The organism is Pseudofrankia saprophytica (genome assembly GCF_000235425.2).
Classification (GTDB): domain Bacteria; phylum Actinomycetota; class Actinomycetes; order Frankiales; family Frankiaceae; genus Pseudofrankia; species Pseudofrankia saprophytica.
This window is the reverse complement of record NZ_KI912266.1, coordinates 8,137,296-8,159,370: the sequence shown is the minus strand read 5'-3', so window position 1 is coordinate 8,159,370 and position 22,075 is coordinate 8,137,296. Positions and strand designations below refer to the sequence as shown.

Genomic DNA, 22,075 nt, shown 5'->3' with positions numbered 1-22,075 from the left:
CGCGGGCCTTCGCGATCCTCACGGGCGTGTCCGGCCATGGGCGGCTGTGCTGAAGACCGGTTTCGGCCATCACGAAGTACCACGCCGGTGCCGATGGTGGGCCGTCGTCCGTTGCCGCGGCCGGCGCCGACCTCGCCCCGACAGGCCCGGGATACCTTCCGGGGGCGGCCATCAGAGCGCACCGTTGCGCGCCGACGAATCGTGAGGGCCCAGATGTCACTGTCCACGCATGTCCTCGACACCGGTGCTGGACGCCCCGCGGCCGGGGTCGCCGTCCGGCTCGAGAAGATCATTCTTGGCTTCCACGGCCAGCACAAAGGCTGGAGGCTCGTCGCCGAGGCCAGGACGGACGGCGATGGCCGGATCGCCTCGCTGCCCGCGGACGCGGCCGGCCGGTGGCGGCTGGTGTTCGACACGGCGGAGCTTTCGGCGTTCTTCCCAGAGGTGATCATTACCTTCGTGATCGACGACCCGGCCGCCCACCACCACGTCCCGCTCCTGCTCGCGCCCTACGGCCTCTCCTCCTACCGGGGCAGCTGACCTACTCGGGCAGTTGACCCCTATCTGGCCCCTGAGTCGCGGGGGCCGTCGGGAGCTGACATGCGGACACACCCGCGCTTCCAGGCGTTCCTCGTCGTCGAGCGGAGCGAATGGCCGCGTCGGGTGACACTGGAGGGTGTGCCCACCCTGTCGGAACATCTGCTCGGCCGGCTGACCGCCGCACTGGCGCCGGTGGACGCGGCGCTCGCGGCGCGCCACCCCGGCGATCCCGGCACGCGCCAGCCGGTGCACACCTGCTACGTGTCGGCCGAGCGGCTTCACCCCGACGTCGTGCTCGAATGGGGAGAAAACGCTCGCGAGGCGCTCGCGGAGCACGCGCCCTCGCCCGCCGACCTCGCCGAGGCGACCGGCCTCGGCGGGATCGGCCTCGGGGGAGCCGGCCTCGGGGGGGCCGGTGGCGCGGCCGGCCGGGCGGGCGAAGCGGACCCTGCGCTGGCCGAGCGCGTGTACGCCCACGTGCTGCGCACCCTGTCCATGGAACCCATCCAGGATCTGCGCGTCGATCTTGAGGACGGTTACGGCATCCGCCCGGACGACGTGGAGGACGAGCACGCCATCGCCGCCGCTGAGGCGCTGCGGCTGGCCTCGGCGGCCGGGGCGCTGCCGGACAGCTACGGGCTGCGCCCCAAGTCGCTGGACCCGGCGGTGCGTGACCGCGGCCTGCGCAGCCTCGACCTCTTTCTCACCGCGCTCGCCGGCGACGACGGCGGCCCGCCCGGCCTGGTGATCACCCTGCCGAAGGTCAGCGCGCCGGAACAGGTCGGCGTCTTCCTCGCCGTCCTCGACGAGCTGGTGCCCCGGATCGACCTGCGCCCGCCGGCCATCGAGCTGCAGATCGAGACCCCGGCGGCCGTGCTCGCACTGCCAGCGCTGGTCGACGCCGGCCTCGGCCGGGTCACCGGGCTGCACGTGGGCACCTACGACTACTCGGCCGCGCTCGGGATCGCCGCCGAGAACCAGGCCAGCGACCACCCGGCCGTCGAGTACGCCACGACACTCATGCAGCTGGTGACCGCGGGGACGGGGATCCGCGTCGCCGACGGCTCGTCCAACCTGCTGCCCGTCGGGTCGACGGACGCGGTATGGGCCGCCTGGCGCCGGCACGCCGGGCTCGTCAGCCGGGCCTGGCGGCGTGGCCTGTATCAGGGGTGGGACCTGCACCCGGCGCAGCTCGTAAGCCGGCATGCTGCTGTGGCCGCGAACCTGCTCGCTGGCCTGCCGACCGCGCTTGCCCGGCTCGCGGCCTATGCGGAGGCCCGGTTCGCGGGGGCCGTGGCGGATGAGCCGGCTACCGCCCGGGCGCTGGCCGGGCACGTGCTGCGAGCGCTGGACGCGGGGTTGTTGGACGAGGCCGGCTTGGCCGCTGCGGATCTCGACCGCGCGGTCGTCATGAAACTGGGAGGCCGCCGCAGCTGAACCGCTGAAGACGCGGCCCGCCGCCATGCCTGGTGGCTGAAGCTCGCTGAATTCCGCGGTCGGCTGGGTGAACGGAATTGGGCCAGACACGCGGATGGCCGCCCCGTGGCGAGGCGGCCATCCTATGGACCTGTAGGGAAGGTGGTCTTCGCTCACCGCAGTGCGTGTGGCGAGATGGCCTGGATGGAGTGTGCGGCGGTCGCGCGAGAGGCTGCGCCGAGACACCGTCGTGGGGCGATCGACGATCCCGACGACGATCAAGATCGTGACCAATGGCGTCAGCACCAGAGTCCTGACCGCCGTCATCATCAACCGGAGAAGTTCCTACGCGAGGGTCCGGAGTCGGCGAATGTGCTGGGTTAGCGCACTCATCATGACAGTCAGTCCGACCGCCGCGACGATAACCAGGACGGGTGAGCCGTCCTGGCCGTCGGGCCCGGCTACCTGGGCATTTACGGCCTGTTGGGCAAGAGCTACTGTGTTCTTTGCGGGCATTGCTCCCCGTTCGGACTCGCGTTACCGCGCGGTACGACGCCTTCTGGCATCAAAGGTGTGACGCCGCTGTAGGTGGCACTACGGCGGTCGATGGCACCGTGCTGAGGTGACGCAAAGACGGCGGGCCGAGCCCGCCTGGGTGAGACAGAGCGCCCCCGGTACTTCGCCGCAAACGAGACCGGGGGTGTTCTGCTGTGCGCTCCCGAAGCATCCGTGGCTTCTTTGAGGCTCACCTCCGTCGCGTCTGGTGAAGTTCAGTAAATCCCGCTGTATCTCTGAAGGAATTCGCTGAACTCAAGGCGATCCAGTTACTCACACTGTAGAACCAACATGCCGACGAAGCCTGCGGGGAAGGCGAATCTGGTGCTAGTGACTCCCCGGAAGCGCGCACCTACTCAACTTAGCCGTCTGTGGCGACCTCCTGGTACGCTTCCCATACATCGACATTTGTGATCTTCTTGAAATTCGGTGTCGACACCGAAGGGGTGAAGGGCCGGTGATGGAGTCGAACTCGGCGTTGGCCCGTCGTCTCCGCGAGTTGCGCCAGGAAGCCCGCCTGACACAACCGTAGGTCGCCAGCGTCCTTGGCGTCTCGGTGGCGACCGTGTCCTCCGACGAGAACACCGCGCGTGGCATCCCGATCAGAAGACTGGAGCAGTACGCGGCGGTCTACTCCGCGCCCCGCTCGGACAAGAACGGGAAGGCGCGGGTGGCCGACGAGGAGGAGGTCACTCCCGAGGAGCGCGCGGGGCGGGACGCGTTATTGGCGCAGCTGACCACCTTCTTGAAGGACGTGGCGGCGCCCGACTCGAAGGGGTCGACGGCGCGCGCCGATGCTCCCCGTGGAACCTGGCGCTTTGGCGATGGAGCGCACGTACGGATCGTGTGCGGCCTCCTGCCGGAGACGGTCCGTTCCGATCTCACGTCCACGAAGAACCTCAACTACACCGAGCTCCTCGCCTACGCGGACCTCGACTCGCTCGTCGAGTTGTTCGGTCACATCCGGGCGGAGAATCCGCTCTCGGACGTCCGGTTCCGGACCTCGTCGGCCGTCGTGTCGGACGACATGTCCGGTCACCTGGTGCTCTTAGGGGGCCTCGGCTGGAACCAGGCGGTGGATTGGTACCGCCGTCAGGTGGATTTCCCGGTCGAGCAGATCGAGGACGAGGAGTATCCCGAAGGGGAAATCTTCGTCATCCACCGGGAAGGCATCCGGGAGAAAGTTGTTCCGACCATTTCTGGGGACCTTGACTTCGGTCTACGGGACGACGTCGGTCTTCTGGTCAGGACCCCAAATCCGTATAACCGGGCACGCACGCTGACGATCTGCAACGGCGTGTACTCCAGGGGAGTGCTGGGTTCGGTGCGGTGTCTCACCGATGGGAATCTGAAGGAACGTAACGAACGTTACATCCAGGACAGGTTCGGCGACTCCAAGGAATTTGGCATTCTCATGCGCGTGCGAGTGCTGAGGGGCCGGACTATCACGCCGGATCTTCATGATGAAGAAGTCCGGATTTTCGAGTGGCCCGAAAGGATCTGATCGATGGCCATGAACTGGTGCGATGGCTAGAAGGCTAATGGGAGAATCGCCAACAGTCGAGGTGTCACTCACACTCGGTCTCGCCGATGATCATGTGCCTGAGGTCGCGCAGACGAACGCGTCGGCTCATCGAAACCGATAGTCGCCCCGTCGTATGGAGCCGGGAATGTGCCGCGTGCCTGCTCAGGTCTTCCTGCTGCGTTTCCGAAGACTCGCGACGCCCTGTCCACCGAGGTCCAGATGCATGTGATATTCGCGACGTGGCGGGCGTTGGCGTTCCTGTTCTGATTCGCCGAGGTACTCCTGGCAATACTGGCCGCTGCGCTTAAAGCCCATGGACCCGAAGGCATCGGCGGCGTTTCTGTTATTTTCGAAAACCCAGAGGCCAATGAGCCGGCTTTTATTGACCTCTTTTTCCACTTCTTCTATGGCTGCTATCACGAGCTTGCTCGCGATGCCGCTCCTGCGGAGGTGCGGCTCCACCCACATCGACTCGATGTGGGCATGTGGCTGTTGAATCACAGCGCACTCACCTGGATCGGTGAGAGCGCTCTTGTTGAGTGCGGCGACCGCGATCGGCCGACCCGCCTCGCGAACGACGAACCACTCGCGGTGGCGGATCTGGTCCCGCCACCGATGCGCCTGAAAGTCCAGAAACGTCGCCAGGTCACCGGCCAGGACGTCGGCTGCGGTGTCGAGGGACCGGATGCGCACGTCCTTGAGCAGGGACCAGTCGTCCTTCTTCAGGGTCTGGACGGACCACATGCTCGCCAGGTCACCGCCCGGCCGGCCGCAGTCGAGCGGTGGGCGCGTCTGCTGCACCGGACCGGTCGGTACATCCACAACGAGCCCCACGGCGCCCCCGTCGCTCTGCTCTGTACCCATAGATCACACGTACCCACAGATCACTCGGATCACCGTTGATCGTCATGACTGCGTCATCGTACCTACAGGGCCAGGCCGTCTCGCCGGTGCCCCGCCGTGCGGGTCCTGGCGCGTCGCGCAGGCGGAGGGGCTAGCGCAGATGCAGGTCGCTGAGCGCCTGCTCCAGATCGAGGGTGGGCGGTGGCAGGGCGTCCAGCCGCCGTCCCCAGGCGCGTCGGTCCCTCTCGAAGTTCTTGAGATATTCGACACAGGCGTCCGGGGTGACCAGCCTCAACTGTCTCTGCGAAGCTTTGATCGCCTTCGTGGCCGACGCGGCGTATTGGCTCTCGCTCTTCTGAAGACCCGCGCGTATCTCGCGGAGGAGAACGCGCCTGGCCTCGAGGAACTGTTGCCAGTACCGAACGTCCGGCTGTTTCGATATCCCCAGGTGCAGGTGTGCGAGAAGCCCTTCGGCGAGCACGTCGCCGAATTCTTCGTAACGGGCGCGGGCGGCGATGTAGGGGTTGTATTCTCGCTGTTTGACGAAGCCGACGCGCGTGATGGCGGCGCGCTCGGTCTCGCGCAGCATGAAGAACCAGTCCTCGTTGTAGATGTTGGGAAAGAAAGAAAGATCCTCGAAACAGTTCACGCCGAGTGCGGAGCCGCTCGCATAGACGTTCTGCTTGCGGCCGGCGAGACGCAGCGCATGGCAGACGGCCGAGTTGTCCTCGGTCGGCAGGCGGTCGTGTACCGCGTCGCCGGCCTCGACGAGGAAACAGGATATCGGATTCGAGTCCAAGGCGGCGCTGGCACGGAGGAGACCGCCCGGCTCGATACCGTAGATGTCGTCGTCCATGAAGACGACCTTCTTCCAGCCGGCGAGGCGGGCCATGAGAAGCCCGAGATTTCGCTTGAGGCTGAGATCGCGCGGTACCGGCACCGGTGAAAGCCGCATGAAGACCTCCGCCGCGGTCGAGAAATCGAACGTCTCATGCCAGTAACCGGGCGGGATGTCGATGGCGACAACGTCGATCTTGGCGCCGCTGAGACGCTCCAGTACCTCGCTGGCCCGTGCCTCCCTGCTGCACAGGACGATCAGACGCCGGCTGCAGCCGGATGCCATCGTGGCCGCCTCGTCGAGGAAGCGTGCCGGCCTCACGGTCGGGACGATCACTGCGTCCAGTAGGTCCGGCGCGCTGTCGGTGTCCGGCTGGTAGACCTTGAGGAACTCGAGATGGTCCGGAAACTGGCGGACGCTGGCACCCGTCGTGGCGGCGCGGCTGCCTGCGATCGCGTCCCGAACCCTCTGCCGTCCACGCGACCCGAGGGTCTCGCGAGATCCCTGACCCGTCTCCGGGGCGCGGTGGTCCGGCCCAGTGTGCCGCTCACCATGGCCCAGCGAATGACCATGGCCCAGCGAAAGGGCAAACCGGCTCCCGCCTGATTGTCGCGGGCCGGTCACCCTAAGTCAGACCACTCGAAGAGCCGGTTCCTTGGGTTGCCTATCTCGGGTGTCACCGTCTTTCCGTTATTAATCGGGACGCGGAAGAGAACGACGTACTTGAGTGCGTCCTGAAAGCGCGTGGCGAGGTACTCCTCGTTGCGACCGCTCAGCGATGGATTGGTAAGAAGCCGAACGGCTCCGAGGACGCCGCGTGAATGTACGCCGTTGCAGATGGTCAAGGTCGTCGCCGAGTTGTAGGGGTTTGGGTAGCGAGCGAAGAAACCCACGTCCTCCACGAGGCCGAAGGCCGCGTTCCTGGATTTCTGTGGAACGTAACGCCGCGGCTCTCCGTCGTCGATCTTGACGGTGAAGAACTCGCCGTCTGGGAAATCATCGCTGTCGACCTGCTGAACGGGTAGGTCGTCGAGAAGCGCCAGGAAGGATCCGGTCGTCTGGTTCCAGCCGAGGCCGCCGAGGACGACTACATGATACGAGAGGTCGGCGTCCGACATGTCGTCGGGCTGCATGAAGCGGACGTCGGTCGACGGGTTCTCGGCGCGGATGTGGCCGAAGAGCTCCACCATCGCGTCGAGGTCCGCGTAGGTGAGCAGCTTCGTGAAATTGGGGTTCGTCGGCTCGGCAAGGCTGGAGACGTCCCCCGCGGGGATCTTGCCGCAGACGAGTCGGACCGGGGTGTCGTCCGTGAAATCCCAGGTGCCTCGTCGCCCCTGCGCGCGGCTCGACGAGGCGCCATCCCGAAGCCGCAGGAGTTCGCCGAGGAGGGAGTCCCGCTCCTCGCGCTCCGGTCCGGAGAGCTCGTCCTCGTTCAGGACGCGCAGCTGCCCGTTGGACTGGGATCGAGAGGTCGCGAAGAACGTGGCGTAGATCCGGAGCGTCTCGTCTCCGGGGGCGGCCTGGCCGGTCTCGTAGCTGGATACCGTCGACTCGCCGACATGCAGAAACCTGGCCAGGCTCGACTGCGTCAGCTGGCGTGGCCCTGCGGTCCGCAGGGCCTTCAGGCGGCGTGCCAAGGGCGGAGGAGTTCGCCGTGGTCTGGGAGCCACGACCACCCCCCTCCATGGTGATCCCAGTGGAGTCCATGGTAGCCCAATGTGCCTTGCCGAGGTTGCGTTCAGAGTGAGCCCCACTTGAGCGAGTGGTTGCGCTGCGATGGAGGCTGACCGTTGCCCGGTGCGGTGGTGGCGGACACGGGATGGGCTCTCGACGGATCGGTCGAACTCCGGCTGGGATCATGATGGCCCCAACCCGGAACTACCAGGCTTCTCCCAGCAACGATGCCGCGTGCGCGGAATTGACCGTCTGGCTGCGGGGGTATTCGCCCTGTGTACTCATTGGTGACGTCGCTCATCGACACGAATCGAAAGTTGGTGGGCGGCTCAGTGTCCGCGGCTTTGCTCATATCTGGTCGTGGTCTGAACACGGGTTGGAGCGCAGGCATGGAGCCGAACTAGAAGATGCCGGTGATCCCGGCGGGCACGCTGTTGGACGGAACAGTGCAACGCACACAAGGAAGCACGGAGCATTCGGGGGCTCAAATCATCGTGAACACCTCGCGTCGTATTCATCTCGCGACAGCCGCCTATCAGGCGGCGCAGTCACAGGACCAGGGGCCTGGCATCGTCCTGGGCCTCGTCGTCGTCTTCGGACTGATCGCATTTACCGTCGGGCTGACTCGACACATCCGGACACTCTGGACGCTGTCCCTGACCTTCCTGCGGCCGATGCTGGCCGCCGTGAGGACGTTGATGATGATCACCCTGGTGATCATCATCGTCGTGTTCGGGCTCGCCTGGTCGGCGCATGAGGACGCCTCGGCCGCGCCGGCCGTCACGGTTGCCCGTGTCCGATAGTCACCGCTGAGGGCGTGAGCGGCCGCCGCCGCTGGCCGGCCGGCCGCCACGCTACTCAGCCAGTCGGGAACGTAGGTCCTCGGCGGCCCGCGTAACGCGGTCGCGCAGCGCGCGCTTGGCGTCCGCGTCGAGCCAGGTGGCCTCGACGCCGTCGAGGGCGATGGTGACCATGTCGTCGAAGGTGTAGTCGAAGGCCTCGGCGACGGAGGCGTATTCGTAGCCGAGGTCGAGGTCGGTCATCGCCGGGTCGTCGGTGTTGAGCGTCGCCAGCAGGCCGGCGGCGCGCATCGTCGGGTAGGGGTGCTCGGCCAGCGCGGGGAACGCGTTGGCGATGCGGATGTTGGAGTTCGGGCAGACGGTGAGCGGGATGCGCTCGGCGGCGAAGCGGCGCACCAGCTCCGGGTCGTCCACCAGTGAGAGCCCGTGGTCCACGCGTTCGGCGCCCAGGACGTCGATGACCTCGGCGATCGCCGACGGCGGCGAGTTCTCGCCCTGGTGCCCGGTCAGCCGGAAGCCGGCGCCGGCCGCCGCCCGGTACGCCTTCACGAACGACTTCGGATCGACCCCCAGCTCGGTGGAGTCCATTCCGACGCCGAGAACCCGCTCGATACCCGGGGCGCCCGAACGGCGTAGTTCGCCCAGTTCGGTCACCATCTGGAGCCCGGGTGCCGGGCCGAACGCCCGGTCGATGTCGGCGATGAGCATCGCCCGCGCCCCGGTCTCCGCCTCGGCCGCCGCGATCCCGTCGGCGAGGCCGGCGACGATGTCGGCGAGGCGCTGCCCGGAGTCGAGGTGCCGGGCAGGGGTGAAGAACATCTCCGCGTAGACCCGGCCGTGCGCGGCGGCGTCGACCACACTTTCGTAGCCGAGTCGGGCCCAGTCGTCGCGTCCGCCCAGCGTCGACTGCACCAGCCAGAAGATCGACAGGAACTCGTTCAGTGAGCTGTAGGAGTACAGCTCATCGAGGTTCTCCGTTGGCAGCGCCAGCCCGTGCTGGTGGGCCAGGTCGAGAACCGTTCCCGGCCGCATCGTGCCCTCGATGTGGCAGTGCAGCTCGACCTTCGGCAGCAGGTCGAGCGCGGTGGCCAGGTCGAGCGGTTCCGTACCCGCCGCGCCCGCCGTCACGGTCCGATCCATCTCAACGCCTTCCGCAAGATCTCGTCCCGCGTTCCGCGCCGACTGGTCAGGCGGAAGCAGGCACACCCCGGCACCTCCGCCGACTCTGCCACCCATGCCCCGGCGTCGCGGGCATGCCCCGCCCACGGCAATTCATGATCGCCGCGGGCGTGTTGTCGTGGTCGCGATTTGGTCGGATCCACGACCGCGACAACACGCCCGCGGCGATCAACCGGTCGTGTGCCGCCGGACGGACGTTGGCGGGCTCGCGCACGGCGACACGGCGACACGGCGACACGGCGAGAGAGTCCGTCAGGCGCGCGTCGTCGCTGCCGGGATGGGGCCCGCGTCCTCGACGGCGGCCTGGATGCCGGTGGCGATCGTCCGGTGACGGGCCAGCATCTCGTCGACGCCCGGGTGGGTCGGCGTCCCGTCCTCGACGACGAGGCGGCCCGCGACGACGGTGTGCCGGGAGGCGACCGGGCCGCAGCGCAGCCAGGCCTCGATCGGGTCGGAAAGGGCGCCCGCGAACGCGATCCCGGTCAGCGGCCAGACGACCAGGTCGCCGACCGCGCCGACCGACAGCTCGCCGATCTCGCCCACCCGTCCCAGGCAGCCCGCGCCGCCCCTGGTCGCGATCTCGAGCGCGTCCCGTGCGGACATCGCCGCCGAACCGTGCCGCAGCCGGCCGAGCAGCATCGCGTTGCGCGCCTCCATCCAGAGCGACGCCGAGTCCGCCGAGCTCGACCCGTCACAGCCCAGGCCCACCGGCACGCCGGCGGCGCGGAACTCGCGGATCGGGGCGAGGCCGCCGCCGAGGATCATGTTGCTGCTCGGGCAGTGCGCCACCCCGGTGCCCCAGGAGCCGAGCCGGGCGACCTCCTCCTCGTTCGGGCAGATGCAGTGCGCGACCCAGGACCGGTCGCTGCCCCAGCCGACCTCGGCGAAGTGGTCGATGGGTCGGCGGCCGTAGACCGCGAGGCAGTAGTCGTCCTCCTCCGGGTCCTCGGCCAGATGGGTGTGCAACCGGACGTCCAGCCGCTCCGCGAGCTCGGCCGTCGCCGTCATCAGCTCGGGACTGACCGAGAACGGTGAGCAGGGAGCGAGCGCGATCCGCACCATGGCGCCGTGTGCCGGGTCGTGATGCGCCGCCACCAGCCGGGCCGACTCGGCGAGGATCTCGTCCGGGTCCTGAACGACGGAGTCCGGCGGCAGCCCGCCGTCCTTCTTCGACAGGGACATCGAGCCGCGCGTCGGGTGGAAGCGCATGCCCAGCTCGCGGGCGGCGGCGATCTCCGCCGAGATCAGGTCACCGCCGCCCTTCGGGTGCACGTAGAGGTGGTCCGTGGTCGTCGTGCAGCCACCGAGGGCGAGCTCGGTGAGCCCGATGTACGCGGAGACATGCACCGCCTCCTCGTCGAGGCGCGACCACAGCGGGTACAGCGTGGTCAGCCACTGGAAGAGCGTGCCGTGCAGGGACGGGGCGAAGGCCCTGGTGAGGTTCTGGTAGATGTGATGATGGGTGTTGACCAGTCCCGGAGTGACCAGGCAGCCATCGGCGCGCAGCACGCGCCTGGCCGCCGGCGGCTCATCACCGGCCGCGCCGACGCCGCTCACCAGCCCGTCGGTGATCGCCACCCAGCCGCCGGGCAGCTCGCGGCGCTCGGTGTCGACGGTCGCGACCAGCTCGGCTCCGGCCACCAGCAGGTCGGCCGGCTGGCCGTTCAGGGCGGCAGGCGAGGGGGAGTCCGGGTGCGCGGTCATGAGGGCCGATTCTGCTGGCCTGGGGTTACGTCCATATGACGGCAAGCAATCCGCGGAAGCCGGCCTCCCCGGCCTCCCCGGCCTCCCCGGCGTACCCGGCCTCCCCGGCGTCCTCGCCAGACTCGTCGGCGACCTCGGCGACGGCGACCTCGGCCACCCCGACAACGCTGAGGATCGTGCCGGTCGACGACCCGGCCGACCCGCGCGTGGCCGACTACGTCGCCCTCACCGACGTCGCCCTGCGCCGCCTCAAGGAGCCGGCCGAGGGGATCTTCATCGCCGAGGGTGAACGAGTGATCCAGCGGGCGCTGCGCGCCGGCTACCCGCCGCGGTCGGTCCTGGTGGCGCCCGCGCGGCTCGACGCCGTCCCCGCCGAGATCGGCCCGGACGTCCCCGTCTACCTGGCCGGGCCGGACGTGCTCGCCGAGATCACCGGCTTCGAGGTGCATCGCGGCGCGCTTGCCGCGATGGGGCGTCATCCCGCCCGCGACCCTGCCGAACTGCTCTCCTGGGCGCTGCGCGTCCTCGTCCTCGAGGATCTGGTCTCGCACACCAATCTCGGCGCGATCTTCCGGTCGGCGGCCGGTCTCGGAATGGACGCGGTGCTCCTCAGCCCGCGCTGCGCCGACCCGTTGTACCGCCGGTCGGTCCGGGTCTCGATGGGCGAGGTCTTCGCGGTCCCCTATGCCCGGCTCGACCCCTGGCCGGCGAGCCTGGCCACGCTCACGGAGCGCGGCTTCGAGCTGCTCGCCCTCACCCCGGCCGCCGACGCCACCGACCTCTCGGCGCTGCGCCTCGCGCCCGACGCCCGCGTCGCCGTCCTGCTCGGCACCGAGGGCGAAGGCCTCTCCGCCGCCGCGCAGGCCGCCGCCAGCCGCCGGATCCGCATCCCGATGGCCGCCGGCGTCGACTCCCTCAACGTCGCCGCCACCGCGGCCATCGCCTGCTACGCCCTGGGCCGGCCGGCCTCCCCGCCGATCAGCTAGCGGGACAGTCAGGCCAGCTAGCGGGGACCATGGAGTCAGGGGGAAGCAGGGTCAGGGGGCGGTTCCGGGCAGGTCCGGTGTGCCTCCGGCCTCGGCGCGGCGGCGGTGGGCGAGCGCGGCGAAGATCTCCATCGCTACCCGGTGCGCGCTGTTGACCGTGGTCTCGGCGTGATCGTAGGGCGGGGAGACCTCGACGATGTCGGCCGCGACCAGCGGAGTGTCCAGGGCGATCTGGCGGACGGCGCGCAGCAGGTCGGCCGGGTTCATCCCGCCGGGCTCCGGAGTGCCGGTGCCGGGCGCGAACCCGGGGTCGAGGACGTCGATGTCGACCGACAGGTACAGCGCCTTGCAGCCGTCCACCGCCTCGGCGATCGCGTCGGCGATGACGGCGCGTGAGCCGCGGTCCCAGACCTCGTGCATCAGGTGCCAGCGCAGGCCGTTCTCGCGCATCCAGGCGAAGACGTCCGGTGGCGGCCAGTAGCCGCGCAGCCCGACCTGGACGAAGTTGCGGCCGCGGATGGCGCCGGACTCGATCAGCCGGCGCATCGGGGTGCCATGGGAGGCCAGGTTGCCGTCGATGATGTCGGCGGTGTCGGCGTGCGCGTCGAAGTGCAGCAGGCCGACCTCGCCCCAGCCGACCGCCTCCGCGACCGCCGTCGCAGCGGGCCAGGTGATCGAGTGGTCGCCGCCCAGCACCAGCGGGAAGATGCCGGCCCGGGCGACCTCGTGGACCTTGGCGCGAATGTTCGCGTGGGAGGCCTCGGTGAGCCCGTGCGGGCAGTGCGCGTCGCCCGCGTCCACGACGTCGAGCCAGTCGAAGATCTCGATGCCGAGGTCGAGGTGGTAGGTGCCCGGGTCGTAGGCCAGCGCGCGCAGCGCCCGCGGGCCGAACCGGGCGCCTGGCCGGTGGGTGGTGGCGACGTCGAACGGGGCGCCGACGACCGCCACGTCGGGGCGCCGCGCCAGCAGCTCCGCCTCGGTCTCGTACCAGGGCCGGCCACAGAACGTCGCGAGACCGGCGTAGCCAGGTCCGTCGGGATTACCCGCGGCGGCCTCGCGCGCCGCGTAGGGCGGCACCGGCCGGCCCGAGGTCCTCGGCGTCTTGTCGGCCTCGTCCATCACGTCCGCCTCCCCTCCGCTTCCGTCTACGCTGGCCAGTATGAGTCTGGCGGACCAGCCTGGCCCCTCGGCGGCCACGCCCGCCTCGGCGCCCGCCTCGGTGCCCGTCCCGGGCCAGGGTGGCGCCGACGCCCTCCCGGGGTGGCCGGTGCGCCGCTGGTCGCGGCGCGCGCGGCTCGCGGGCTACCTGGGGGTGGCGGCGGTCGTGGCGGCGGGCTCGACGATGATCTACCTCGTCGACCCGGCCGAGCCGGGCCACTACCCGACCTGCCCGTTCAAGCTGGTGACCGGCCTGGACTGCCCCGGCTGTGGCTCGATGCGCGGGCTGCACCAGCTGCTGCACGGGCACCTGGGGCACGCGGCGAACTACAACGTCCTGCTGGTCGTCGCCGCGCCGTGCCTGGTGGTCGGCTGGCTGGTCGCCATGGCTCGGCTGCTGGGCTTCCAGGTCCGGCTGCCGCAGCCACCCGCGTCGCTTTACCGGGCGATCCCGGTCCTGGTCATCGCGTTCTGGATCGTGCGCAACATCCCGGGACCCGTCGGCCACTGGCTGCACTCGTAGGCGACCCGTAGTTCGCCCATGGCTGGCCCGGCGTCCACGTACTTCCCGCGTATTCCTCCCCGCATAAGGCCGGAGACGGTTGATCGCACCGCTCGCTCGCCAGGGCGGCACGATCCGGTTACTTGGGGGACTTCGCTACAGTTCGACCGGATGTCCCAGGACCCTGGGGGTGCGAATGACGCAGGGCACGGGCCGGTGTGCCGGCCAGATCCAACTGGTCGGGTTGACGCACCACCATCCCGGGGCCTCGGCCGCCGCGGTGGCCGGCGTCGAACTGACCGTCGCCCCCGGCGCGTCGCTCGCCCTGGTCGGCCCCGCCGGCGCGGGTAAGACGACCGTGCTGCGCCTGGTCGCCGGGCTCGAGGCCCCGACCGAGGGCCATGTGCTGCTGGACGGGGCGGAGGCCGCCGACCTGCCGGCCGTGCGCCGCCACGTCGTCGCGGTGTTCGGGCGCTACAGCCTCTTCCCGTTCCTCGACGTCGCCGCGAACGTCGCCTTCGGCCTGCGGGGTGGCGCACCCCAGTCGCGCGGGCGGGCGCTGGCCACCCCGGCCGGCCAGGCGGCGGCGGCCCGCCGGGTCCGCGAGGCGCTGGAGCTGGTCCGGCTGGGTGACTACGCCCGCCGTCGCCCGCCGCAGCTCTCGCCGGCGCACCAGCAACGGGTGGCGATCGCCAGGGCGCTCGTGCTGCGTCCGCGGGTGCTGGTGCTCGATGAGCCGCTCGGCACGGTGGACGACGAGGACCTGCGCGTCCGGCTGGCGGCCGACCTGCGCGTGCTGCACCGCCAGCTCGGGTTCACGCTGCTGTACGCGACCCGCTCGGCCGGCGAGGCGTCCGCGCTGGCCGACCGCGTCGCGGTCCTCTCGGAGGGTCGCCTGCTGCTGGAGGCCGAGCCGGCCGAGGACGCGGCCGCGCGGCCCCGCGACGACGGATCCTCGGACGACGAGTCGGACGAATCGGCGGGCCGGCGGATGCTGGCCACGACCGACACCCCCGAGGCAGGCGCACCGGCCGCCTGATGCCTGTGCCTGACGCCTGCCGCAGCCGGTTTCCCTGTCGCTCAGGCAGGTAGCCGCCGTTCGCGGCGCATCCGCGCGGACCGTTCGGCGGCGACGGCGGCCCTCGCGGCCGGGTACCCGCGGGGCCGGGATTCGAGGGGAAGCCGGTTACTGTGGTCAACGCCGGGAACGGGCGAGGCAGTACCTGAGTACGCGACGCCGGAGCACGTGAGCAACCGGAGCGCGTGAGCAACCTGGTGTGCGTGAGCAACCGGAGTGCGCGGGGAAAGACCGCCGGGGCCCCGACCCAGACCCACCGGGAGGCAACGATGACCGAGCCCGCCGACTATGCGCGGGAGACGTTCGACTCGTCGAGCGTTCTCGACGACGTGCCGCTGACCGTCGAGGAGAGCCTCGACAGCGACGACCTGGGCGACACCGACGCGGGCCTGGACCCTCTCGACGACAGCTGGGACGCCCCGGACCGGCCGAGTGCCGAGACCCGGCACCGTCCGACCGCCACGGAGGGCCGGGCGGGAGCCTCGCTGGACGACCAGCTGGCCCAGGAGATCCCGGACGTGGATCCCTACCTGGAGGCGGAACGCTCCGAGTCGGGCCCGGTGCTCGACGACGACGTCGAGGGGATCAACACGCCGTTCGGTGACGATGGCGGCAGCTTGCGGCTGGCCGGGCTGGTCGCCGACGACGCGAACGGCCCCGGCGACGTGCCGACGGGGCGGCGGGCCGAGTACCTGGGCGACCCGGAGACGTGGCCGGTGGCTCCCGAGGAGGACGCCCTCCACCTCGACTGAGCGGGACTGGACCGAGCGGCCCAGAGCGGCCCTGGGTGCGTCCGCCGGCGCCGCCGGTGACCGCCCGGCGGTCGTCTGGTGCCCGCCCGTTAGCGTCCCGTTACGCAAGGTGGCCGATGTTTGGCGGACAGACGCTGCCAGATGGGCGGCGCGCGCCAGCGTGGGCACACCGGGCGGGCAATTCCACCCCGCTTGTCGGTGAGACACGGATAACGTATAGCGTCCGCTTCGTGGCTACTGTTGCGGACCGGATTCTCGGCCATCTGACCGGGGCTCCAACCGGTTTGGACGACGGCAGACTCGCGGAGGCCATTGGTGCCAGCCGCAGCTCTGTCAACAACGCGTGTCGCAAGCTCGCCGAGCAGGGGCGGCTGGTGCGGATCGTCGGCCCCGACGGCAAGATCGTGAACCAGGTGGCGGTCGGCACCGCGGCCCCGCCGAACGGGCAGACCGCCGAGGCGCCCGCGGCTGAGGAGTCCGTCGCCGCGGCCCCCGCCGCCCCGGCGGCCGCCGACAGCGACGTGGACGACGCACCGCAGATCCCGGCCGCGCGCCAGGGGTTGGACGACGTGCCCGGCATCCCGGCGGCCCGCCTTCCGGGCGACGACGAGCCGGCGCCGCCCGCGCCGGCGGCCGAGGAGGCCACGCCGTCGACCGAGCCGGCCGCTGAGACCGTCGAGCCGGTGGCTGCCGAGGCGGAGCCGGAGCCCGCACCGGAGCCGGAGCCCACCCCGGAGGTGGCGCCCGTGGCGTCAGCCGAGCCCGCGGCTTCCGAGGAGGAGCCGGCCGCTCCTGTCGTCGAGGCGGCCGCCGCGCCCGAGCCCGCGTCCGAGCCGGTCGATGTGGCCGTCCCCGAGGACGAGGTGGCGGAGGCGGAGCTCATCGCGGCCCCGGCCACGTCACCGGACGCCGACACGGCGGCCACCGATGACACGGCGGCCGATGACGCCGACGGCGACATCGAGGACGCCGACACGTCCACCGAGCCGGATCCGCCCACATCCACCTCCGGCGCCCGGCGGCCGTGGTGGCGGCGCTTGCTGCCGCTGCGCTAGCCGCTTCGGTCGGGCTGGCCCATGCCAGCCGGCGAGATGTCGCGCCCGCCGCGCGGGTGTGAGCCGCGTCCCGGTTGGCTGGAGCCGGCGGGGTATCGGCGCGGGAATAGCGTGACAGCGTCACGGAACTCACCAGGGGAGAGCATGTCCATCCGAGCCCGAGCGCTCGTCGCCGCTGTGGCGCTGTCGACGCTGGCCTTGTCCGCGTGCGGCAGCCGGGTCCACGACGACGGCAGCGACACCGGAAACACCGGGAACACCGGCGGCGCCACGCAGGGGGCGTCCGCCAACACGGCGTCCGACACCGGTGTCACCCCGGACGAGATCAAGGTCGGGGTGATGGCGGCCAAGAACAGCCCCCTCGGCGCGGACACCTTCTCGGCGACCACCTTCGGCGCGCAGGCCTACTTCAAGGCGCTCAACGACGCCGGCGGGGTGAACGGCCGGAAGGTCACCGCCGAGCTCTGCGACGACAAGGGCAGCGGCGACGGCAACGTCACCTGTGTCCACGACCTGATCGATGACAAGAAGGTCTTCGCCTTCGCCGGCACGACGTCGTTCGACTACGCGGGCGCGCCGTACGTCAGCCAGAAGGGCGTCCCCGACGTCGGCGGTGAGCCGGTCTCCGGAACCGCCTACTACCAGTACCCGCACCTGTACTCGATCTACGGTGGCTTCGGCTACCCGCGGGACGGCAAGGCGCCGGGTTACGACGGCAAGCTGTACGCCGGCACCGAGAACTACCGCTGGTTCAAGGAGAAGCTCGGTGCCAAGACGGCGGCGGTCGTGTACTTCGAGATCGGGCCGTCCAAGCAGTACGCGGACTCGATCGCGGCGGGCCTGCAGAAGGAGGGGTACAAGGTCGTCAAGGAGTCGATCAACCTCGGCCTGCAGAACTGGGACGCGGCCGTGCTGGACATGAAGCGCCAGAATGTCGACCTCGTCTTCGACGCGCTGACCTCCGACGCCAACGTCGCGCTGTGCCAGTCGATCCAGGCCCAGAACATGCCGCTGAAGGCGAAGGTCACCACCACCCAGAGCTGGACGGACGCGGCCGGCGAGGCCTACAAGTTCACGCCGACGTGCCTGAACAACCTGTACGCGATCAGCCAGAGCGAGAACTACAACAACGTGGATGACCCGGAGGTCAAGAAGTACCGGGACGCCATCGCGAAGTACTTCCCGGACCGGGCCGGCAAGATGAGCATGTGGATGTTCGAGGGCTACATCTCGGCGATGTGGCTGACGGACGCGATGAAGTCCTGCGGAGCGGACCTGACCCGCAAGTGCGTCGACAACTACATGAGCACGACGACCTATGACGCGAACGGCCTGCTCATCCCGCACAACTTCAAGGTCGTCGACACCCCGCCGGCGACCCACAACGGCTGCCTGAACGTGGTGCGCTGGACCAACAGCGCTCCGACCGGCAAGGCTGGCTGGACGTCTCAGACCGACGACATGACCAAGAACTGCTTCGACGTCCCAATGTTCAGCTTCAACGCCGGCTGACGGTTCCACCCGGCTGGAGAAGCGGCCCAGAGAGGGCCGTCCGCAGGGAAATTTCGAGGGGCGCTGGTCCCGGCATCAGCCGGGACCAGCGCCCCTCGGCATTTTCTGAGATCGTCGCTCGGTCGCCGTGTCGCGGCGGCGGGCTTAGGCGTGCGCGAGCTCCGCGGGGTCGCCGACGAAGGAGCGCTCGCCACGGTGCAGGACGTAGGCGAGGTCGGCCATGCCGAGCGCCGCGTCGGTGTACTGGTCGGCCAGGATGACCGTCGTGCCGGTCGCGGCGACGGTCGCGAGCCACTCGAACAGCTCGGCGGCCACCTTCGGCGACAGGCCCAGCGAGAGCTCGTCGACCATCAGCACGCTCGGGCGGGCGAGCAGGGCGCGGGCGAGCGCGAGCATGCGTCGCTCGCCGCCCGACATCGAGCCGGCCCGCTGGGGCAGCCGGTCACGCAGCTTCGGGAACGCCTCCAGCGCCGGCGTGATGTCCGGGTGCCCGGTGGCCTCGGCGACGACGAGCAGGTTGTCGCGTACCGAGAGGCTCGCGAACACGGCCCGCTCGTCCGGTACCAGCAGGAGGCCGCGTCGTGCCCGGTCGACCGTGGACATCCTGGTGATGACCTGGTCGCGCCAGGTGAGCGTGCCGCTGCGCAGAGAGACCAGTCCGGCGAGGACACGCAGCGTCGTACTCTTGCCGGCACCGTTGACGCCGAGCAGTGCGGTGACCTTGCCGGACGGGATGACGAGATCCAGGCCGTGCAGCACCTCGACGGCGCCGTAGCCGGCGCGGGCACCGGTCAGCCGCAGCTCGATGCCGTCGGGGGCCGGAGCGCCGGCGCGTGCCGTCGCCGCGGCCGCGGCCGCCAGTGCGCTGGCGGACGAGCCGGCCGCGATGGCGGCGGACGATGAATCCGGAGCGGTCATGCCACCGTTCCCTGCGCGAGGTAGACGGACTGGACGGTCGGGTCGGCGCGAACCGCCGCCGGGTCGCCGTGGGCGACCACCCGGCCGCCGACCATCGCGTAGACCTGGTCGCACACGGTGAACACCAGGTCGACGTCGTGGTCGACGAGCACGATCGCCACGCCGTTGGCGGCGATCCGGCGCAGCAACTGGGAGAACCGCTCGGTCTCGGCGGCGTCGAGGCCGCTGGCCGGCTCGTCGAGCAGCAGCACGTCCGGGTGGGTGCACAGCGCCCTGGCGCACTCGGCCAGCCGCAGCGCTCCGGTGGGCAGCGACCCGGTGATCACGTTGGCCACGTCGGTCAGGCCGAGGGAGGCCAGCATCTCGTCGACTACCTCGTCGTGCCGCGCGTTGCCGCGTATGCCGCGGCCGAACAGGCCGCCGGCGTAGTCCCGGCGGCGGTTCTCGACGCCGACCAGCAGGTTGTCCCGCACGGTCATGCTGGTGAACAGCGACGGCACCTGGAACGTCTGTACCAGCCCCAGCCGGGAACGCTGGTCGGGGCGCAGCTTGGTGATGTCACGCTCGCCGAGCAGCACGGCGCCCTCGTCGGGCTGCTCGACGCCGGTGAGCAGGCTGAACACCGTCGACTTGCCGGCACCGTTCGGACCGATCAGCCCGGTGATCAGCCCAGGCGGCGCGGAGATGTCGACGTGGTCGACCGCTGTGAGCCCGCCGTAGCGACGGACGAGGCCGACGGCGCGTAGTTCGGCGCGGCTCACCACCGGCCTCCTTCCAGGTGGTTGCTGTTCGAGCCCGCCGGCACGGAGCCGGCCTGCTGGCCGGTGGACGAACCGGAGGCGCGTGGCCCGACCTCGCCGGCCGGTGCCGGGATCACGGCGTCGGGGCCCGTGCTCCTGGCGCTCAGCATGCGTAGCAGTGTCTGGCCGAACGGGGTGAGGTCGAGCCCACGCTCGGTCGCGATCCGCTCGGCGGCCGCGAGGCCCGCCGAGCCGGCGGCCAGGGGCTCGCTGAGCCAGACGCCCGCCGGAACCTCCGGCGTGGCCGTGGCAGCCGCGTCGCCCGGTGCGGTGGGGCGGGGGATGGCTGCCCCGAGACCTGCGGCGGCCGGCGGCCGCGGCACCGGGCGGACCAGGGCCTCGGGCTCGACGAACTGGTCGGCGAGGCGCTGGGCGACGAACCGCGCCAGGCCGCGGACGGCCGAGGCGAGGCCGCCGGGCAGCCAGCCCAGGGAGAGCGCCAGGATGCCGATCGCCAGCGTCGACGAGCCGGACGGTGCGAGCACGTCGATCGCGACGATCAGGGACGCGCCGATGATCGCGCCGACCGCGCTGTCCGCACCGAAGACCACCATCGCGGTGAACCACAGCAGGCTCTGGATCGGCTGGAAGGTCTGCGACGAGAACGACGAGGCGCCCTGCACCAGCAGCGCGCCGCCGAGGCCGGCGACGACCGAGGACATGGTGAACGCGATCAGCTTGAGGTTGCGCACGTCGACGCCGACCGCCGCCGCGCCGCCGGTGTTGTCGCGCACCGCGAGCAGTGCCCGGCCCAGCCGGCCGCGGTGCAGGCTGCGCACGGCGAGCAGGCCCAGGCCCAGACCGACCAGCTCGATGACGTAGAACGCCTTGTCGTTGAGCTGCCAGCCGCCCAGGTACAGGGAGTTGACGTAAAGACCGCTGGAGAACTTGGGCTGCTCGAAGACGAACTGGCTGACGACGGCGCCGACGGCGAACGTGGTCAACGCGAGCGTGAGGCCACGCCGCCGGATCGCCGGGTAGCCGGTGATCAGACCGACCGGGGCGACCAGGATCGCCCCGACCAGGATCGCGAGCAGTCCGGGCATCCTCGGCAGGCCGAGAAAGTCGCCGTTCGCGAGCTTCAGTGAGAACAGGGCACCGAGGCCCGCGTAGCCGGCGACGCCGAGCGACACCTGCCCGCTGTAGCCGGTGACGATCACCAGTGACAGCATGATCAGGGCGACGGCCGGGACGTCGAAGGCCGAACGCAGGTCCGCGGCCCGGAAGAGCAGCGGCGTGAGCAGCATGACGAAGCCCGCGAGCTTCCACACCAGGTCCTTGCTGCGCTCCTCGACCGTCCCGGCCGGGTCCTGCGCGCCGCGGCTGGACAACCGGCCGGCCGAGCCCGCGTCGCCCAGCTCCTTCAGCTTCGGGATGGCCAGCAGCAGCACGAGCAGGACGACCACGAAGAGGTTCGACTCGAGCGACCGGTAGACGTCCGCGAACTGGCCGTCCACCTTGAACTGGGTCAGCTCGCTCTGCAGGATTCCGATCGCGAGGCCCGCGAACACGGCGATCGGCAGGCTCGCTAGGCGAGCGGCGACGACGACGGCGAACGTCTCCAGGACGACGAGCGACAGCCCGTACGGGGACAGCTGCAGCCGGGGCGCGAGCAGCACGCCGGTGAAGCCCGCGAGCGTCGTGCCGAACGCCCAGCCGACGGCGGCGACCCGGTCGGCCGGCACCGAGGACAGCTCCGCGAGCTGGCGGTCGTCGACGACGGCCCGCATCTGCCGGCCGAACCTGGTGCGGTTCTGCACCACTCCGAGCGCGACACAGCAGACGACGATGAGGATGAGCGTGCTGATCGTGTCGACACCGATGCGGTGCCCGCTGATCCCGACCGACTTGTTCGGGAACAACGGCGGGGTGTCGTTCTTGGAGCCGAGCCCCCAGATGCCGGCGCACATGCCCAGCGTCAGCACCAGCACGCCGAGGCTCGCGACCAGTGACTCAGCCGCGGAGGCGCGCCGCCGGGCGAGCGGACGGAAGACGAACCGCTCCAGCAGCAGGCCGAGCAGGGGTGACAGGATGGCGAGCGCGAGCACGGCCGCGAGCCACTTGGGCAGGTCCCACTCGACCGCCATCTGCCGGTACACGTAGGCGACCAGGGCCGCGATGCCGCCCTGGGCGAGGTTCAGGACCCCGTTGGTGCGGTAGGTGACCAGCAGGCCGATGCCGGACAGCGCGGCGATCGCGCCGATGGCGAGGCCGGCGATCGCCAGGTCGACGCTGAGCAT

General features: G+C 70.3%; 19 protein-coding genes. 10 read left to right on the top strand and 9 right to left on the bottom strand.

Going from position 1 to position 22,075, the window contains the following annotated elements:
• The first annotated feature begins 213 nt into the window (after positions 1-213).
• The 3 genes from uraH (at position 214) to FRCN3DRAFT_RS47650 (ending at position 4,015) form a co-directional block, all read left to right on the top strand.
• Positions 214-540, top strand: a complete 327-nt coding sequence (uraH, locus tag FRCN3DRAFT_RS0234440; RefSeq protein WP_007515202.1) for a hydroxyisourate hydrolase — start codon at positions 214-216, stop codon at positions 538-540.
• Between the two features lie 138 nt (positions 541-678).
• Positions 679-1,977, top strand: a complete 1,299-nt coding sequence (locus FRCN3DRAFT_RS0234435; protein WP_027141202.1) for a DUF6986 family protein — start codon at positions 679-681, stop codon at positions 1,975-1,977.
• A gap of 1,099 nt (positions 1,978-3,076) precedes the next feature.
• On the top strand, positions 3,077-4,015 hold the full coding sequence (locus tag FRCN3DRAFT_RS47650) for a hypothetical protein (protein WP_007515204.1): 939 nt from the start codon (positions 3,077-3,079) through the stop codon (positions 4,013-4,015).
• A 183-nt stretch (positions 4,016-4,198) separates the two neighbouring features.
• Here the strand turns inward: FRCN3DRAFT_RS47650 and FRCN3DRAFT_RS0234425 are convergent, their stop codons facing one another.
• The 3 genes from FRCN3DRAFT_RS0234425 to FRCN3DRAFT_RS0234415 form a co-directional block, all read right to left on the bottom strand.
• Positions 4,199-4,900, bottom strand: a complete 702-nt coding sequence (locus FRCN3DRAFT_RS0234425; protein ID WP_007515205.1) for a GNAT family N-acetyltransferase — start codon at positions 4,898-4,900, stop codon at positions 4,199-4,201.
• A 130-nt stretch (positions 4,901-5,030) separates the two neighbouring features.
• Complete coding sequence (locus tag FRCN3DRAFT_RS50165; protein WP_007515206.1) at positions 5,031-6,341, bottom strand: glycosyltransferase; 1,311 nt, start codon at positions 6,339-6,341, stop codon at positions 5,031-5,033.
• Positions 6,338-7,354: a helix-turn-helix domain-containing protein gene (locus tag FRCN3DRAFT_RS0234415; RefSeq protein ID WP_232794242.1), complete on the bottom strand. Its 1,017-nt coding sequence runs from the start codon at positions 7,352-7,354 to the stop codon at positions 6,338-6,340. Before FRCN3DRAFT_RS0234415 ends, FRCN3DRAFT_RS50165 begins: the two co-directional genes overlap by 4 nt.
• Before the next feature lie 444 nt (positions 7,355-7,798).
• Here FRCN3DRAFT_RS0234415 and FRCN3DRAFT_RS47640 point away from each other — a divergent pair, with 444 nt between their 5' ends.
• Positions 7,799-8,194: a hypothetical protein gene (locus tag FRCN3DRAFT_RS47640; protein WP_007515208.1), complete on the top strand. Its 396-nt coding sequence runs from the start codon at positions 7,799-7,801 to the stop codon at positions 8,192-8,194.
• Positions 8,195-8,245: 51 nt separating this feature from the next.
• Here FRCN3DRAFT_RS47640 and add read toward each other — a convergent pair whose 3' ends face one another.
• Entirely contained in the window at positions 8,246-9,331 is a 1,086-nt protein-coding gene (gene add / locus FRCN3DRAFT_RS47635; RefSeq protein WP_007515210.1) for an adenosine deaminase, read from the bottom strand.
• 291 nt (positions 9,332-9,622) lie between these two features.
• Positions 9,623-11,074 (bottom strand): 8-oxoguanine deaminase, encoded by a 1,452-nt coding sequence (locus tag FRCN3DRAFT_RS0234400; protein ID WP_007515211.1) that lies wholly within the window; start codon positions 11,072-11,074, stop codon positions 9,623-9,625.
• A gap of 176 nt (positions 11,075-11,250) precedes the next feature.
• Here FRCN3DRAFT_RS0234400 and FRCN3DRAFT_RS0234395 point away from each other — a divergent pair, with 176 nt between their 5' ends.
• A complete protein-coding gene (locus FRCN3DRAFT_RS0234395) occupies positions 11,251-12,060 on the top strand; it encodes a TrmH family RNA methyltransferase (protein WP_051466480.1) in 810 nt (269 codons plus the stop codon).
• Positions 12,061-12,111: 51 nt separating this feature from the next.
• On the opposite strand, the gene speB is transcribed toward FRCN3DRAFT_RS0234395, so the two are convergent.
• Entirely contained in the window at positions 12,112-13,179 is a 1,068-nt protein-coding gene (gene speB, locus FRCN3DRAFT_RS0234390) for an agmatinase (RefSeq protein ID WP_007515213.1), read from the bottom strand.
• A 40-nt stretch (positions 13,180-13,219) separates the two neighbouring features.
• Here speB and FRCN3DRAFT_RS47630 point away from each other — a divergent pair, with 40 nt between their 5' ends.
• The 5 genes from FRCN3DRAFT_RS47630 to FRCN3DRAFT_RS0234360 all read left to right on the top strand — a co-directional run bounded on the left by FRCN3DRAFT_RS47630 (position 13,220) and on the right by FRCN3DRAFT_RS0234360 (position 18,117).
• Positions 13,220-13,741: a DUF2752 domain-containing protein gene (locus FRCN3DRAFT_RS47630; RefSeq protein ID WP_007515214.1), complete on the top strand. Its 522-nt coding sequence runs from the start codon at positions 13,220-13,222 to the stop codon at positions 13,739-13,741.
• Positions 13,742-13,916: 175 nt separating this feature from the next.
• Complete coding sequence (locus tag FRCN3DRAFT_RS47625; RefSeq protein WP_007515215.1) at positions 13,917-14,759, top strand: ABC transporter ATP-binding protein; 843 nt, start codon at positions 13,917-13,919, stop codon at positions 14,757-14,759.
• 308 nt (positions 14,760-15,067) lie between these two features.
• The gene (locus FRCN3DRAFT_RS0234370; RefSeq protein ID WP_007515216.1) at positions 15,068-15,550 is read left to right on the top strand and encodes a hypothetical protein; all 483 of its coding nucleotides are present in this window, start codon (positions 15,068-15,070) and stop codon (positions 15,548-15,550) included.
• Between the two features lie 230 nt (positions 15,551-15,780).
• Positions 15,781-16,605, top strand: coding sequence for a MarR family transcriptional regulator (locus FRCN3DRAFT_RS50160; RefSeq protein ID WP_131803634.1), 825 nt, complete (start codon positions 15,781-15,783; stop codon positions 16,603-16,605).
• A gap of 144 nt (positions 16,606-16,749) precedes the next feature.
• Positions 16,750-18,117: an ABC transporter substrate-binding protein gene (locus tag FRCN3DRAFT_RS0234360; RefSeq protein WP_007515218.1), complete on the top strand. Its 1,368-nt coding sequence runs from the start codon at positions 16,750-16,752 to the stop codon at positions 18,115-18,117.
• Between the two features lie 144 nt (positions 18,118-18,261).
• Here FRCN3DRAFT_RS0234360 and FRCN3DRAFT_RS0234355 read toward each other — a convergent pair whose 3' ends face one another.
• The 3 genes from FRCN3DRAFT_RS0234355 to FRCN3DRAFT_RS0234345 are packed head-to-tail and all read right to left on the bottom strand — an operon-like array spanning position 18,262 to position 22,075.
• On the bottom strand, positions 18,262-19,035 hold the full coding sequence (locus FRCN3DRAFT_RS0234355; RefSeq protein WP_007515220.1) for an ABC transporter ATP-binding protein: 774 nt from the start codon (positions 19,033-19,035) through the stop codon (positions 18,262-18,264).
• Complete coding sequence (locus FRCN3DRAFT_RS0234350) at positions 19,032-19,796, bottom strand: ABC transporter ATP-binding protein (RefSeq protein ID WP_007515221.1); 765 nt, start codon at positions 19,794-19,796, stop codon at positions 19,032-19,034. The genes FRCN3DRAFT_RS0234355 and FRCN3DRAFT_RS0234350 overlap by 4 nt, the downstream gene beginning before the upstream one ends.
• Positions 19,793-22,075, bottom strand: a complete 2,283-nt coding sequence (locus tag FRCN3DRAFT_RS0234345; RefSeq protein WP_007515222.1) for an ABC transporter permease — start codon at positions 22,073-22,075, stop codon at positions 19,793-19,795. The genes FRCN3DRAFT_RS0234350 and FRCN3DRAFT_RS0234345 overlap by 4 nt, the downstream gene beginning before the upstream one ends.